This window comes from Winogradskya consettensis (genome assembly GCF_018332715.1).
Classification (GTDB): Bacteria; Actinomycetota; Actinomycetes; order Mycobacteriales; family Micromonosporaceae; genus Actinoplanes; species Actinoplanes consettensis.
This window is the reverse complement of record NZ_BOQP01000060.1, coordinates 38580-54077: the sequence shown is the minus strand read 5'-3', so window position 1 is coordinate 54077 and position 15498 is coordinate 38580. Positions and strand designations below refer to the sequence as shown.

The 15498-nt window shown below is 70.1% G+C and carries 10 protein-coding genes and 1 rRNA gene; 7 read left to right on the top strand and 4 right to left on the bottom strand.

The annotated features are described in order from the left end of the window. Positions 1-127: 127 nt before the first annotated feature. Positions 128-244: ribosomal RNA gene (gene rrf / locus Aco04nite_RS45025) — 5S ribosomal RNA — on the top strand. 144 nt (positions 245-388) lie between these two features. Here rrf and Aco04nite_RS45020 read toward each other — a convergent pair. Beyond that, a complete protein-coding gene (locus Aco04nite_RS45020; protein WP_213003316.1) occupies positions 389-1165 on the bottom strand; it encodes an RAD23 family protein in 777 nt (258 codons plus the stop codon). 79 nt (positions 1166-1244) lie between these two features. Between Aco04nite_RS45020 and Aco04nite_RS45015 the strand changes: the two genes are divergently transcribed. From Aco04nite_RS45015 to Aco04nite_RS45005, 3 genes are read left to right on the top strand one after another with little or no spacing between them, the layout of a single operon-like run. Next, complete coding sequence (locus Aco04nite_RS45015; protein WP_213003315.1) at positions 1245-3884, top strand: valine--tRNA ligase; 2640 nt, start codon at positions 1245-1247, stop codon at positions 3882-3884. A 34-nt stretch (positions 3885-3918) separates the two neighbouring features. After that, complete coding sequence (locus tag Aco04nite_RS45010; RefSeq protein WP_213003314.1) at positions 3919-5244, top strand: bifunctional folylpolyglutamate synthase/dihydrofolate synthase; 1326 nt, start codon at positions 3919-3921, stop codon at positions 5242-5244. Then, positions 5241-5861 (top strand): DUF4233 domain-containing protein, encoded by a 621-nt coding sequence (locus Aco04nite_RS45005; protein ID WP_213003313.1) that lies wholly within the window; start codon positions 5241-5243, stop codon positions 5859-5861. The genes Aco04nite_RS45010 and Aco04nite_RS45005 overlap by 4 nt, the downstream gene beginning before the upstream one ends. 49 nt (positions 5862-5910) lie before the next feature. Here the strand turns inward: Aco04nite_RS45005 and Aco04nite_RS50340 are convergent, their stop codons facing one another. Next, on the bottom strand, positions 5911-8871 hold the full coding sequence (locus Aco04nite_RS50340) for a VOC family protein (RefSeq protein WP_244876761.1): 2961 nt from the start codon (positions 8869-8871) through the stop codon (positions 5911-5913). Positions 8872-9026: 155 nt separating this feature from the next. Here Aco04nite_RS50340 and ndk point away from each other — a divergent pair, with 155 nt between their 5' ends. The 3 genes from ndk (at position 9027) to Aco04nite_RS44985 (ending at position 11872) form a co-directional block, all read left to right on the top strand. Then, positions 9027-9446 carry a nucleoside-diphosphate kinase gene (gene ndk, locus Aco04nite_RS44995; protein WP_213003312.1) on the top strand — a complete coding sequence of 140 codons (420 nt, stop codon included), beginning with the start codon at positions 9027-9029 and terminating at the stop codon, positions 9444-9446. A 34-nt stretch (positions 9447-9480) separates the two neighbouring features. Then, positions 9481-11088 (top strand): alkaline phosphatase D family protein, encoded by a 1608-nt coding sequence (locus Aco04nite_RS44990; RefSeq protein ID WP_213003311.1) that lies wholly within the window; start codon positions 9481-9483, stop codon positions 11086-11088. Positions 11089-11215: 127 nt separating this feature from the next. Next, entirely contained in the window at positions 11216-11872 is a 657-nt protein-coding gene (locus tag Aco04nite_RS44985) for a lysophospholipid acyltransferase family protein (RefSeq protein ID WP_213003319.1), read from the top strand. Here Aco04nite_RS44985 and Aco04nite_RS44980 read toward each other — a convergent pair. Both Aco04nite_RS44980 and Aco04nite_RS44975 read right to left on the bottom strand, forming a co-directional pair. Further along, positions 11869-13338: a cryptochrome/photolyase family protein gene (locus Aco04nite_RS44980; protein WP_213003310.1), complete on the bottom strand. Its 1470-nt coding sequence runs from the start codon at positions 13336-13338 to the stop codon at positions 11869-11871. The two genes, Aco04nite_RS44985 and Aco04nite_RS44980, sit on opposite strands and share 4 nt — an antisense overlap. Before the next feature lie 35 nt (positions 13339-13373). Beyond that, entirely contained in the window at positions 13374-15470 is a 2097-nt protein-coding gene (locus Aco04nite_RS44975) for a hypothetical protein (protein WP_213003309.1), read from the bottom strand. Positions 15471-15498: the final 28 nt, after the last annotated feature.

Sequence of the window (15498 nt, the reverse complement as noted above, 5' to 3'; positions counted from 1 at the left end):
CCACCCTAAACTTGACGCTCCCAGTGAGCTCTTGTAAAAGCGTTTATGCGTCCACTGTGTGATTCACAGCAAACAACCATCCCTGGAGTCGGAAACGACTCGGGACTGGTTCACCGCTGGTAACTGTTTCGGTGGTTATAGCGGAGGGGAAACGCCCGGTCTCATTCCGAACCCGGAAGCTAAGCCCTCCAGCGCCGATGGTACTGCACTCGGGAGGGTGTGGGAGAGTAGGACGCCGCCGGACTCAACGTGATGAATGGCCTGCCCTTCGGGGCAGGCCATTCTGCGTTCCTGGGGTTGATCGTCGCGCTTTTGGCGAATAGTAAAGGCCGGTTTCCGCGTATGCGTAGCCGGCCTTTTTTTGCTGGGCGTTTAATTGCGGGTCTGTTTAATTGCGGGTCTGGGTGGCGTTGCGGATCTGCAGGATCAGGGTGGCGGCGTCTTTGGCGGTGCGGCCGGGGAACATTGCCAGGGCGAGGCTGCCGTGGTCGGCCCAGCCGCAGACCGGCATGTCGGCGTTGTCGGTCTTGGTGGTGCCGCATTTCATCGTTCCGCCGAGTTTGCCGGCGTCGACGTCGTGGAGGCCGGTGACCGCGCCCTGGCCGTCGGAGATGATCTCGAAGGCTGTGTCCAGGTCGGCGCCCGGTGTCCAGATCAGCGTGGTGCCGCCGAAGAACAGGACGCCGTCGGTGGCGGTGCCGTCGAGGTAGACGCCGCCCGTCGTGTGGTCCAGGTCGACCTCCGCGGACAGCGCCGTCTGGAGATAGTCGGCCGTGGACCGTCCCTCCTCCGTGGTGTCCAGTTTGAGGTTGCCGACGGTCGGGGGCGAGGTGAGCGTGGCGTCCTTCTGGGAGGCGATGCGCCATCCTGCGTACCCGATGACTGCCATGCCGGCGAGAGTCACGGCGAGCAGGGAGCCGAGCACGATGGTCTTGGTCCGCGACCGCGGTGTCGTTTCTTCCGGCTCCTCGTCGGTGGGTTCGGTGAGGGTGAACGGCTCGTCCGAGATCTCCACCGGCTGGGCGGCCGCGGCGGGTGCCAGGACCGGGGAATCAGCGGTGGGAGCTGGGGAGACTTCGGCCTGGACGGCCGGGGTGGTGGCAGCATCCGGAGCCTCGCCGGCGGGGGCCGGGGACTCGGACAACGGGCCGGGGCGGTCGGACATCGTGCGAGCCTAACAACAGTTATCCACAGGCAGGACGGGCGGACGCAACGCACCGGCGCGGGCTCCGTAAACTTGGCGGGTGACCGAAGCTTCCGATACCCGCACCCCCGACAGCCGGCCCACCGGTGGCCTCTCCGCCCAGTATCAGCCGGGCGAGGTAGAGCAGCGGCGGTACGAGCACTGGGTATCGTCCGGCTACTTCAAGGCGGACCCGGCGAGCGACAAGCCTCCCTTCTCCATCGTCATCCCTCCGCCCAACGTGACCGGCTCCCTGCACATCGGGCACGCCCTCGACCACACCGTTCAGGATGCGCTGAGCAGGCTGAAGCGGATGCAGGGTTTCGAGGTGCTGTGGCTGCCAGGCATGGACCACGCCGGCATCGCCACGCAGAACGTCGTCGAGCGGCAGCTCGCCGCGCAGCAGCTCTCCCGGCACGACCTGGGCCGCGAGAAATTCGTGGAGAAGGTCTGGGAGTGGAAGGCCGAGTCCGGCGGCGCGATCCTCGGGCAGATGCGGCGCCTCGGTGACTCCGTCGACTGGAGCCGTGAGCGTTTCACCATGGACGAGGGCCTGTCGCGGGCCGTCCAGACGATCTTCAAGCGGCTGTATGAGGACGACCTCATCTACCGGGCCAACCGGATCATCAACTGGTGCCCGCGGTGCCTCACCGCGCTCAGCGACATCGAGGTCGAGCACTCCGACGACGACGGTGAGCTCGTCTCGATCCGTTACGGCGACGGGGACAACGCGATCGTGGTCGCCACGACCCGCGCCGAGACGATGCTCGGTGACACCGCGGTGGCCGTCCATCCGGATGACGAGCGCTACAAGCACCTGATCGGCACCGAGGTCGAGCTTCCCCTGACCGGGCGGCGCATCCCGATCGTCGCCGACGAGCACGTCGACCCGAGCTTCGGCACGGGCGCGGTCAAGGTCACGCCGGCGCACGACCCGAACGACTTCGAGATCGGCCAGCGGCACAACCTGCCCAGCCTGACGATCATGAACGAGCGGGCCGTCGTGACGGTGCCGGGGCCGTTCGAGGGTCTCGACCGTTACGAGGCGCGCCCCGCGGTTGTCGACGCGCTGCGGGAGCAGGGCCGCATCGTTGCCGAGAAGCGTCCGTACGTGCACTCGGTCGGGCACTGCTCGCGGTGCAAGACCACCGTTGAGCCGCGGCTTTCGCTGCAGTGGTTCGTCAGCACCGGGCCGCTGGCCAAGGCGGCCGGTGACGCTGTCCGCGACGGGCGCGTCACGATCGAGCCCGCCGAGTTGTCGAAGCGCTACTTCGCGTGGGTCGACAACATGCACGACTGGTGCATCTCCCGCCAGCTCTGGTGGGGTCACCGCATCCCCATCTGGTACGGCCCCGCCGGCGAGGTCGTCTGCGTCGGTCCCGACGAGGAGCCGCCGACCGGTGAGGGCTGGCACCAGGACGAGGACGTGCTCGACACGTGGTTCTCGTCCGGGCTGTGGCCGTTCTCGACCATGGGCTGGCCCGAGCAGACCGCGGAGCTCGCGAAGTTCTACCCGACCAGCGTGCTGGTGACCGGTTACGACATCCTGTTCTTCTGGGTCGCCCGGATGATGATGTTCGGTCTGTACGCCATGGACGGCGAGGCGCCGTTCAAGGTGGTCAACCTGCACGGCATGGTCCGCGACGGGCTCGGCAAGAAGATGTCGAAGTCGTTCGGCAACGTGGTCGACCCCCTCGACTGGATCGAGCGATACGGCGCCGACGCCACCCGTTTCACCCTCGCACGCGGCGCCAACCCGGGTTCGGACGTGCCGATCAGCGAGGAGTGGTGCCAGGGCTCGCGCAACTTCTGCAACAAGCTCTGGAATGCCACCCGCTTCGCCCTCATGAACGGCGCCACCGTCGAGGGCGACCTGCCCGCGCCGAGCGAGCTGTCATCGGTCGACAAGTGGATCCTGTCGCGGCTGCAGCACGTGGTCGGCGAGGTCGACGAGCTGTTCGCGACCTATGAGTACGCCAAGGTCTGCGACACCCTCTACCACTTCGCGTGGGATGACGTCTGCGACTGGTATCTCGAGCTCAGCAAGCCGGTCCTGTCGAGCGACGGTCCCGGGGCGGCGCAGAGCCGGCGGGTTCTCGGTCACGTCCTCGACCAGCTGCTGCGCCTGCTGCACCCGGTGATCCCGTTCGTCACCGAGGAGCTGTGGACCGTGCTCACCGGTGCCGAGACGATCGTGCGGGCCTCGTGGCCGACGGTGGACAAGGCGCTGATCGACGACGCCGCCGAGGAGGAGCTGGCCGCCCTGCAGAAGGTGGTCACCGAGGTCCGGCGGTTCCGCGCCGACCAGGGACTGCGCCCCGGCCAGCGGGTGAGTGCGGCGCTCACGGGTCTCGGCAACGTCGGCATCGACACGCACGAGCCGCTGATCCGCTCGCTCGCCCGGCTCGACGCTCCCGGCGCCGAGTTCACGGCCACGGCCACGCTCGCGGTCACCGGCGGGATCACCGTCGACCTCGACACCCGTGGCACGATCGACGTCGCGGCCGAGCGGGCCCGGCTCGACAAGGACAAGGCCGCCGCCGAGAAGGAGCTGGCGCAGTGCCGCGGCAAGCTCGGCAACGAGTCGTTCGTCAGCAAAGCGCCCGAGCAGGTCGTCGCGAAGATCAAGGATCGGCTGGCCACGGCCGAGGCCGACCTCACGAGAATTGCGGCGGCCCTGGAAGCGTTGCCCACAGCATGAGCACGTCACTACTCCCGCAAGGGCGGGTACAGCTATGAGCAGTTACGACGAGGTGATCGCCGCGCTCGACGGGCGCGGCTTCACCCGCATGAACTTCGACATGCAGAAGATCCGGGACCTGATGGATGTGCTGGGCAGCCCTCAGCGGGCGTACCCGGCCATTCATCTGACCGGGACCAACGGCAAGACCTCGACCGCCCGGATGATCGACGGCCTGCTGCGCGCGCACGGACTGCACACCGGGCGCTACACGAGCCCGCACCTGGAGACCATCCGGGAACGGATCAGCCTCGACGGTGAGCCGGTCACCGAGGAACAGCTCGCCGCCACGTACGACGAGATCGCCCCGCTCGCCGATCTGATCGACAAGCAGGCGGCGGAGCCGCTCACCTACTTCGACATGACCACGGCGATGGCGTTCGCGACGTTCGCCGACGCGCCCGTGGACATCGCGGTCATCGAAGTGGGGCTGGGCGGCGAGGAGGACGCCACCAACGTCATCGACGCCGGCGTCTGCGTCATCACCCCGATCGGGCTCGACCACACCGAGTGGCTCGGCGACACGATCGAGGACATCGCCTGGGCCAAGGCCGGCATCATCCACAAGGGCGCCACGGTGATCTCCGCGTTGCAGACCGAGGAGGCCATGCGCCCCCTGCTGGAACGCAGCGCCGAGATGGGCGCGACCGTCGCCCGCGAGGGCAGCGAGTTCGGCGTGGTCCGCCGGGACCAGGCGGTCGGCGGCCAGCTGCTCGCCATTCAGGGCCTCGGCGGCGTCTACGACGAGATCTTCCTCCCGCTCTTCGGCGCCCACCAGGCTCAGAACGCGGCGCTCGCCCTGGCGGCCGTCGAGGCGTTCCTCGGCGCCGGGCCCGAGAAGCAGCTCAACCCGGAGACCATCCGCGAGGGCTTCGCCACCGTGGACTCGCCGGGCCGGCTCGAACGGGTCCGCAGCGCCCCGACAATTCTGCTCGACGGCGCCCACAACCCGCACGGCATGGCGGCCACGGTCACCGCCCTCGAGGAGGAGTTCGCGTTCCGCCACCTCGTCGTGGTGGCCGCGTTCCTCGGCGACAAGGACGTCGAGGGCATCCTCGCCCTCCTCGAGCCCGTCACCGCCCGCCTCGTGGTCACCCAGAACAGCTCGCCCCGCTCGATGCCCCTCAACGAGCTGTCCGAGCTGGCCATCGACATCTTCGGCGAAGACCGCGTCACCGTCGCCGAAACGATGCCGGACGCCATCGAGGAAGCCGTCGTCCTGGCCGAGGAGGACACCAACGGCGAGCACAGCGGCGTCGCGGTCCTGATCACGGGCTCGGTCGTCACCGTCGCGGACGCCAGGAAGCTGCTGAAGAAATGACCACGCCCCACCCCGAACCCGCCGAAACGCCTCCGGCCCCCGCGGATGCCGGGCCGGCTACTGAGGCCGGGCTGGCTGCGGAGGCCGGGTCGGCTGCTGAGGCCGGGCTGGCTGCGGAGGCCGGGTCGGCTGCTGAGGCCGGGCTGGCTGCGGAGGCCGGGTCGGCTGCTGAGGCCGGGCTGGCTGCGGAGGCCGGGTCGGCTGCTGAGGCCGGGTCGGTTGAGGTCGGGAGCGAGTCGACCGCTGCCGACGCGGATGTGGCTCAGCGGTCCGGGTTGAAGAATCCCGCGGCTGCTGTGCGGGGGCTCGGGGCGGGCACGCTGATCCTCGAGGCGATCATTCTGCTGCTGGGTATCCAGCCGATCCGGATTCTCGGCGGGCACCTGAGCGGCTGGGGTGTCGGAGCCGTCATCGCGGAAGCGGTCGTGGCGATCGTGCTGGCCGGGCGCATGGGGACGGCCTGGGCGTGGACGGCCGGCACGGTGCTGCAGGTGCTGCTCCTCGCCTCGGGGCTCTTCCACTGGTCCCTGGGCGCTCTCGGATTGATCTTCGGCGCTACCTGGTTGTATGCGTTGCACGTGCGGCGGTCGCTCGGGCGTCCACCCGTACGCAAATAGTGTTGTGAGCCTGAGCCGGCCGCCGTTCCTGGCGGCCGGCTTTTTGTTGTCAGCGGATCGCACGCCACTGGGTGATCGCGATGTTGTGGTTGTCCGGGTCATGGAACGAAGCCGCCCACAGCTCGAGCTTGTCGCCGCGATTCACCGGGCGCGGGCCGTGCACGAACGGCACGCCCTTGCGCTTCAACTCCTCGTAGACCGCCTCCACGTCACCCACCTCGAGGTTCAGGTAGATCAGCCGGCCGACCGAGGACAGATCATGCACCGTACGCAGGACAAGTCGCGTGTCACCCGAAGCCAGAACCGCGCTGCCCGATCCCGCATCGATCTCGTAGAACCCGAGCATGTCCTTGTAGAAACCGATCGAGCGCCCCAGATCCGTCACCAGCACGGTGATCCCCACGCCGTGAATCGCCCCTGACGGCCCGGGGCGTGCACTCGGGTACGCGGTGATCAGGTCGTCGACCCTGCTCGCCGGCTCGAAGCCACCCTCCAGATCCGACCACGGACTCCCCCCGAACTGCGCCCCGCGAACCCTGATGCCCTTGTCGGGCGGCGGCACGAAGATGCCCGCACTGGACCGGGATGACTGCGGCGGCACGGTCGCGGATCCCGATGCTTTCCTGGGCGCCTGGGGCGGGACCTGGGCCGAACCCGTTGCGGATGGTGGGGCGGGTGTCGCCGCAGGGCCGCTGGGCTGGGGCGTGGCGGACGTGGCTGCTGCTGGGCCGGGTGAGGGCTTGGAGTTGGGCGCTTCTGGTTGGCCGGGTGAGGGGGCGGGCGGGGATGTCGGCGTCGGGTCGGAGGCGTGCCTTGGGGACTTGAGGTTCGGCGCTGCGGCGGAACTGGATGCTGTGCCGGGGGATTCGTGGAGCGGGACTGCGGCGGGGCCTGGGTCCTGGGAGGCCGCTGCGTCGGGTCGTGAGTCCTGGAGGGGAAGCCCTGGGTTTTGGGAGGCCGCTGCGTCGGGGCCGGAGTCTTGGAGCGGAAGCCCCGGGTTTTGGGAGGCCGCTGCGTCGGGGCCGGAGTCTTGGAGCGGAAGCCCCGGGTTTTGAGAGGCGGCTGCGTCAGGTCGCGAGTCCTGGAGCGGGGCTGCGGCGGAACCGGATGTGGTGGTGGGGGCGTTCGGCGACTGGGGCGATGTGGTTGGTGGGCGGTTGGTCAGTGGGGTGGGGTTGGGTGGCGGGGATGAGGTCTGGGTGGGGGTTCGGGGGGATGAGGTGGGGGTGGGTTCCGGGCGTGAGCGGGGAGGGGCGTCCGGAGCCGGGGTGCGATCCTGGGCCGGAATCGCGGCTGTCGCTGCGGGGGTGTCGTCCGGCGGGGTGTAGTCGCGGGCCGGGATCGCGGCTGAGTCGCGGGGGGTCGTGGTGGGTGCGGGGTCTTCCTTTTTGGAGCGGAAAGCACCGGCTACCGCGGCTACTCCGGCGGCTACCGCTGCTGCCAGGCCCGTGTGGGGGGCGACCGGCCTGGGCTCATCGCGCTCCGGCCTGGGCGGTGGTCCGGCGGGAGTTTCGGCGACCGACCGGTCGGCAGCGTGCGGTGTGGATGCCGATGGGGTGGCAGTGGGCTGAGCGGATGCCGATGGGGTGGCAGTGGGCTGTGCAGATGTCGGTCGGTCGGTGGGGGCCGGTGCTGATGCTGATTCGGGGGCAGCGGGTGGTGTTGACGCCGATCTGGTTGCGGCGGTTTGTGTAGATGGCGGCGGAGTGGTGGCGGGGGGTGGGGTGGGGGTGCGGGTTTGCCAGGGGGGTGGTTCCAGGTCGCCGAGGAGGTCGTCGTCCAGGGGTTTGTGGCGGGATGGGGGGTCTTGTGCCGGGGGCGCGATGATGCCTGCTGCCATGGCTGACCGGGATCGGGGCTGGGATTCCGGGGGTGGTTCGGGGTCGCCGTCCAGGGGGAGGTCGATTTCGTCGTCCTCGCGGGCGTGGCGGGGCCGGTCGGGTGTGCGGGTTGCGGCCGCGGCTGCCGGTGAGTGCGGGACGGTCGGCTCGGGGGTTCGGGGCCGGTCCGGTGCGGAAGACCGGGACGGTGCCGGGGACGTTGGAGCGGACGGCGACGAGGGCGCGGACCGGGTCGGCGATGGGGATGTCGGCCTGGGTGGCGCTGGTGAGGTCGGGGTGTCGTAGGTGGTGGAGGCTGCTGCGTTGGTCGGGTCGGGGGTTGCCGGTGTGGGGGAGGGCGCCGGGCGGGGGCGGGGGCTGGGCCGGGCGTTACGGCGGGGTGGGGCCTCCGAGGTGGTGGCGGTGGGGGGAGGTGGGGCTGTGGCGGTGGCGGTGCGGGCGCGTTGGGGGAGTTGGTGGGCGTACTCGTCCTCGGTGCCGACGAGTTGGCCTTCGAGGATGGGGCCGCCGGGGGCGTCGCGGACTATCACCTGGGGTGGGGGTGGCGGGAGGGGGATGTCGTCGTCTCCGGCTTCCCGGGGGGTCGGGGGCGGCGGCGGGGGTTCGTCGGGGCCGCGGCCCCACTGGCGGTCGCGGGTCACCCACGGGGGTGGTTCTGGTTCGCCGCCGAGGAGGTCGTCGTCCGGGAGGTCCTCCTCGTAGAACGGTGGCGGGCCGTTGGTGACCGTGGCCGCGCGGGTCTCGGCGTCGTCCCAGTCGATCTTCACGCGGCGCATGTCGTCGACGTCGACGGTGATCGGGAGGATGTCGCCGGGCAGCGGCCACTTCGCCACCGGGACGCGGGGGTCGCGGACGGTGACCTCCTCGTTGGGCAGGCCGGGGGCCATGATCAGGATGCGGAGCTCGGCGCGACCGTAGATGGCCGTGGTCGGGCGGTCGGAGATGGCCTTGACCTGCGCGTTTCCGGAGACCCAGGCGCGGGCGCCGCGGCGGGCCACGTTGACGAGTCCTACGCCGATGGCCAGGGCCAGCATCGCCACGCCGAGCGCGACGATGGCCCAGCTGGTCATGCCGAGGCCGAACAGCATCACGAAGACCGCGATGGTGCCGACGACCGCGGCCACGAGTTTGCGGGCCGGAGCGACCGGCCGGCCGTTGGGGTTCGCCACTGTGGACCTCCTGGGGAATTACCCATGAGGTTACGTAGCGGTCTCACGGGTGGAAAGTGCCGAGCCGGGGGAAGGGCACGGGGGCGAATTCCGGTACCGATAAGCTCGGCAAACGCCGAACCCCGGCGTGTCAAGCTGTTCAGGAGGCATCGCCAGTGACCACCCCTGCCGTCGAGCGCTCGCTCGTGCTCATCAAGCCCGATGCGCTGCGGCGCGGCCTGCTGGGGGAGATCCTCGGCCGGTTCGAGCGCAAGGGTCTCGTGATCGAGGCGCTCGAGCTGCGCACCATGGACGCCGCGCTGGCCGACCAGCACTACGCCGAGCACGTGGACAAGGCGTTCTACCCGCCGCTCAAGGAGTTCATGACCAGTGGCCCGCTGGCCGCGCTGGTGCTCTCCGGTGACGAGGTCATCGCCGTGGTCCGCGAGATGATCGGCAGCACCGACGGGCGCAAGGCCGCCGCCGGCACGATCCGTGGCGACCTGTCGCTGTCCAACCGGGAGAACCTGGTCCACGCCTCCGACGGCGCGGACAGCGCGAAGCGCGAGCTTGCGCTCTGGTTCCCCAAGCTCTAACCCGGGATTCATGTCGGAGGGATAGACCTCCGTCATGACCTTGATCGACAGACGTAATCTTCTGCGGGCCGGCCTGGCTGGTGGGGTGCTGAGCGCCCTTCCGGCCGTGCCGGCCCTTGCTGTTTCCTCGGCCCTGCCGGAATCCCTGCCCGACGAAAAGGTTGTGCGCAATTTAATTGCCCGCAACCTAACTCTGGGTGCGGCGCGGCCTGTGATCAGTCACGGGGTGCAGAGCGGGGACGCGACGGCGGAGTCGGCGATCGTGTGGACGCGAGCTGATCGGCCGGGGCGCATGTGGGTGGAGGTGAGTCGGCGGCCTGATCTGAAGGGGGCTCGGCGGGTTCGGGGGCCGATTCTTACTCCTGAGACGGATTTGACCGGCAAGGTGCGTTTGCGTGGGCTTCCGGCGGGCGAACGGCTGTTCTATTCGGTACGCGTGGAGAGCCTGGACCGGCCCGGACTGTTCAGTGTTCCGGTGCGGGGGGAGCTGAGTACCGCGCCGACCCGGAAGCAGGACGTGTCGTTCGTGTGGACGGGTGATGTGGTGGGGCAGGGGTGGGGTATCGATCCCGCGTACGGTGGCCTGAAGATCTTTGAGTCGATGCGCCGGCGGCGGCCGGACTTCCTGCTGCACAGCGGGGACACCGTGTATGCGGACGGGCCGCTGGTCGAGCGGGTGACGCTGCCCGACGGGCGGATCTGGCGGAACCTGGTGACCGAGGAGAAGTCCAAGGTCGCCGAGACCCTCAAGGAATACCGCGGTCAGTACGCGTACAACCTGCTCGACGATGCTTACAAGGCGTTCGCCGCGGAGGTCCCGCAGATCAACCAGTGGGACGACCATGAAGTGTTGAACAACTGGTACCCGGGCGAGATCCTGGACGACGCTCGCTACACGGAGAAGCGGGTGGATGTGCTCGCCGCTCGCGCTCACCAGGCGTACCACGAATGGGTTCCGATCCCGTCGAAGAGCGGGCCGGTCCACCGCAAGATCTCGCACGGGCCGTTGCTGGACGTCTTTGTTCTCGACATGCGGACCTTCAAGGACGTCAACGACGCCAACACGTACGCGGATCCGAACCGTGGTCTCCTCGGCACCGCGCAGCGGGAGTGGCTGATCAACGGCTTGAAGAGCTCGAAGGCCACCTGGAAGGTCATCGCCAACGACCTGCCGCTGGGCATCGTGGTGCCGGACGGCGCGACCGCCCAGGAGGGTGTGGCGCAGGGCGACCCGGGTGCGCCCAAGGGCCGTGAGCTGGAGTTCGCTCAGGTTCTGCAGGCGGCGCACCGGGCGGGCGTGACCGGGATCGTGTTCCTGACCGCGGACGTGCACTACAGCGCGGCGCACCACTACGACCCGGCGCGGGCGGCGGTGCAGGACTTCACGCCGTTCTGGGAGTTCGTCTCCGGGCCGGCGCACGCGGGGGCGTTCGGGCCCAACGCCCTCGACGCGACGTTCGGACCGAACACGGCGTTCATCCACACCCCGCCGGTCGCGAACGCTTCCCCGGCGGAGGGCTTCCAGCATTTCGGAGAGGTACGCATCGACGGGCGTACCGGTGAACTGCGGGTCGATCTGCGGGACCGGGACGGGGTTTCGCTCTGGAACACGACGCTCACGGCGCCCCGAGGGCACCGGTAGAGCGCCCGCCAGGTTCGGTATTTGCGTAAATACCGAGCCTGGCACCCATGCTCGCCAGCAGGTCCGGCTCCGGCGTCGGATAATGTCCTACCGCCCCCACCACTGCAGTCCCCGCCGGAGGAACACGTTGCCGCTGCTCTACTCGATCGGCAAACTCACAGTCGGAACCGCGATGACGGTCGGCTGGCGGCCGCACGTCGAAGGCCTGGAGAACATCCCGGCGACCGGCGGCGCGATCTTCGCCGGCAACCATCTGTCCGTCGCCGATGAGCTCTTCCTCGGCTCCGTCGTACCCCGCCACCTGGCGTTCTGGGCCAAGGAGGAGTACTTCGAGCGGCCGTTCTCGAAGTTCCTGATGAACGGGCTCGGCGCGATCAGGGTCGAGCGCGCGGGTGGCCGTGCGGCACTGGCGGCGTTCGACGGCGCGATCCCGGTGCTGAAGGCCGGTGACCTGGTCGTCGTCTACCCCGAGGGGACGCGCTCACCGGACGGCAAGCTCTACCGCGGGCGGACGGGCGTGGCGCGGCTCGCGATCGCGGCCGGCGTACCGATCATCCCGGTCGGCATGCTCGGCACCGACAAGGTCCAGCCGATCGGGCAGATGCTGCCCAAGCTCGGCAAGGGCAAGGTCACTGTGCGTTTCGGCAAGCCGATCGACACCGCCGGGCGCCCCGACGACCGCAGCTCGCAGCGTGCCCTCACCGACGAGGTGATGGGCGAGATCCAGAAGCTGACCGGCCAGGAGTACGTGCCGCGCTACGCACCCAAGCGCGAAGGAGCTTAGGGCGCCCGGCTGCCGCGGGCCTTTTCCTGCTCGACCAGCGCCTCCAGGTCGGTCAGCCGGTGGAGGCCCCGCAGCGGCTGACCCATGCGGTGGTTGCCGCTCAGCGCTGCCTCGTTACGTTCGAGGAAGGACCAGTAGCCCGCCGTGAACGGGCACGCCTTCTCGCCGACGCGCACCTTGGGGTCGTAGCGGCAGCCGCCGCAGTAGTCGCTCATGCGGTTCACGTAGGAGCCGCCGCCCGCATACGGCTTGGTGCTCATCCGGCCGCCGTCCGCGTACTGACTCATGCCGACGACGTTCGCGGTCATGACCCACTCGTAGCCGTCGACGAACGCCCGGTGGAACCAGTCCGCCATCGCCCCGGGACGCCATCCGCGCTGCATGGCGTAGTTGCCGAGGACCATCAGGCGCGGGATGTGATGCACCCAGCCCCGATCGCGTACGCCGGCGAGCACATCCGAGAGGCACCGGGCCTCCACCGCGTCCGCGTCCAGTTCGGTGAACCACTTCGGGAGCGGGGTCGTCGCCCCGAGCTTGTTCGAGCGGTGGTAGCCGGGCTCGAAGTGCCAGTACAGGTGCCAGACGAAGTCACGCCAGCCGATGATCTGCCGGACGAAGCCCTCCACGCTGTTCAGCGGCGCTGCCCCGGACCGGTAGGCGGCCTCGGCCCGCTCCACGACCTCGAGGGGGTCGAGCAGGCCCAGGTTGAGCGGGGCGCTGAGCAGGCTGTGCGCCATCAGCGGATCACCGGCCAGCATCGCGTCCTCGTAGGGCCCGAAGATCGGCAGCCGGTGCGTGACGAAGTGCCGCAGCCGGGCGAGTGCCTCCTGGCGGGTGGCGGGGAACATCCGGGGGCCGTCCCTGCCGATGAACTCGATGCCGTCGTCACGCTGCCACCGATCGAGGTCCTCGCGTACGCCGTGATCGATCTCGTCCTCCGTGATGCCGGGCGGCTCGGGGACGTCGAGGTGCCGGGCGCCGCGCGGAGGTGGCTCCCGGTTGTCCGCGTCGAGGTTCCAGCTGCCGCCGGCGGGCTCGGCGCCCTCCATGAGGATGCCGTGCCGCCTGCGCGCGTCCCGGTAGAAGTCCTCCATGCGCAGGCCACGCCGGCTCGCTGCCCAAGCTGTGAAGTCCTGCGGGGAGGTGGCGAACCCGCGCGGCGCCAGCACCTCCACCCCGAGCCTGCGGACGAGGTCCCGGGCGCCGCGGGACGTCGGGTGGCACACGCTCAGCGGGTCGTCCGTCGCGCGGACCGCTTCGGCGTACGTCTCCGCGCGTACCAGATGAGCCTGGTCCTTCAATTCGGCCGCGCGGTGGCGCAGCGCCGAGAGCACCAGGTGGGCTTTCTGGCGGTGGAACGCGCGGCGGCGGAAGACAGCCTTGGACTCGACCAGCAGCACGGGCTGGCCCGGCTCGTCGAGGAAGTGCGGGCCGAGTTGATCGGCGAACAACCAGCGCCTGGTCATGATGCCGTTCTATCAGGGTTTGCGCTGGTCGGAGCTCAGACGAGGCCGTCCAGGTTCGCGGTGCTGAAACGCGGGTTCAGGATGGCGGTACGCAGGTCGCTGGTCAGCTGGGCGCTGTCGTCGGCCGAACGGCGGGTGAAGACCACTGTGGCCAGGCTGCCGAGATCGGCCCAGGCACACACCACCACCGACTTGCCGTCGGAGCGTCCGACGCCGCAGCGTTCGTGCACCCCACTGACACCCATGTCGTACGCCTGAACGTCGCTGATCTGGTAATCCCCGGCCAGATGCGCGAGCTCGGCCTCCACATCCGCCTCCGGGCGCAGCCTCAGGCCAGTGGTTCCGAAGACCGTGACCCGCTTCCCGTCATTGTCCGAATACACGCCGGCGAACGGCTTCGCGTCGACCAGCGCGGTGCCCTGAAGGTCATCTGTCAGGCGGTCAACAGCGCTCTGCCCGTCGGTGTCGCCGCGCAGATCGAGGTCGCCGACGGTCTGCGGGAGTTCGGCGGTGACGGGGAACTGCTGGGAGACCGGGGACATGAGGTAGTACGGCACGCCGCAGCAGCAGAGCGTGCTGAGCAGGAGGAACGCGAGGAACCGGCGGCCACGGCGACGCTTGCGCCGCGGCTTCGCCATCGGGGGCGGGGCTGTGGGGCGTGCGGCTGGAGGGCGTGCGGGTGGGGGTTTGGCACGCTGCACGTACTGGGGCGGGACCGGTGGGGTGCGGGGCTGGACCGGGACGCGGTTGGCTGACGCCTTTTCGCGGCGTTTGCGCTTTCGGGCGGACTCTTTCGGCGCCGGGGTGGTGGGTGGCGCCGGGGGTTGGGGCCGGGTCTGGGGTGTGGGCTGGGCCTGGGGTGTGGGTGCTGCGGTGGGCGGCGGGGCCCAGGCTGCGGGTGGGGGTGCGGGGGTGGGGCGCTGGGCCGTCGGGGGTTGTGAGGCTTGACGCTGGCTGGTCTGGGGCTGCGCGACCGGGCGCTGGGCGGTCGGGGGCTGAGGGTTGGGGGATTGGGCTGTGGGGGCGGCCGGGGCTGGTGGGGGGACCCAGGCCGACGGGGCGGGTGGGTCGATGCGGGTGGGGGGAAGGGCTGCCGCGGGGTCCTGGCGCGTCGGGGGAAGTGCGGCTGCGGGGTCCTGGGAGGTCGGGGGGAGGGCTGCTGCGGGGTCCTGGCGCGTCGGGGGGAGGGCTGCCGCGGGGTCCTGGCGGGTGGGGGGAAGGGCGGCGGGGGAGTCCAGGCGGGTTCGGGGGAGGTCGGCTGGGGGGTCGATGCGCGTCGGGGGCATGGCTTCGGGGAAGGGGGTCAGGACGTCGATCGGGGTGTCGTGGTCTGCCCAGGGGTCGACCGCCGGCATCGACGGCCAGTCGTCGTTGCCCGCCCAGGGGTCGGCTGCGGGGGCCAGGTCCTCGGGGATTCGGCGGGACCAGCGGGATTTTTTCGGTACGTGGGCGGGCACCGCCGCGGAGCCGCTCCAGCGCTGCGGGGCTTCCTCGGTCGGCGCCGTCGCGGGCTCGGCCTTGTCTGCGGAGGGCGCGAGGTCTTCGGCCGCGGAGGGCGCGAGGTTTTCAGCCGCGGAGGGCGCGAGGTCTTCGGCCGCCGCGGTTTCGCTGTGCGCCGGAGTGTCGCTCTGGGCGGTGGGCTCGCTGTGCGCCGGAGTCTGGCTCTGGGCGGTGGGCTCGCTGTGCGCTGGAGTGTCGCTCTGGGCGGTGGGGTCGCCGTGTGCCGGGGTCTCGCTCTGCGCGGCCGTCTTGCTGTCCACCGCAGCGGTGGCGGAAGGCGGGTTGGTGGCCGGGGCCGGGGAGACCGGGGACGCGGGGGTTGTGGGGGGTTCGGGGGGATTGGGGGAAGGGTCCGGCTCGACTCTTTGCGCGGTAGTCGTGGGGTTGGTCGTCGTCGGCTCGGACTCGGTGACTGCCGTCGGGTGTGGCGCTGCGACAGGGGCCTGGTTGGGTTCAGCGGGTGCGGCAAGGGTGGGATCGGCCGGTGCGGCAGGGGCCGAGGCGGGTGCTGCGGGGGCCGGCGCCGGGGCGGGGGGCCCGGCAGGCGGCGGGGTGTTCTGGGGGTGGGTGTTCTGGGGATGGGTGTTCGGGGTCCGGGCCGTGGGGTCGGGGTCCGGGTGGGGGGCGGTCATCGGTGTCGGTCTCCCTTCCTCGGCGCGG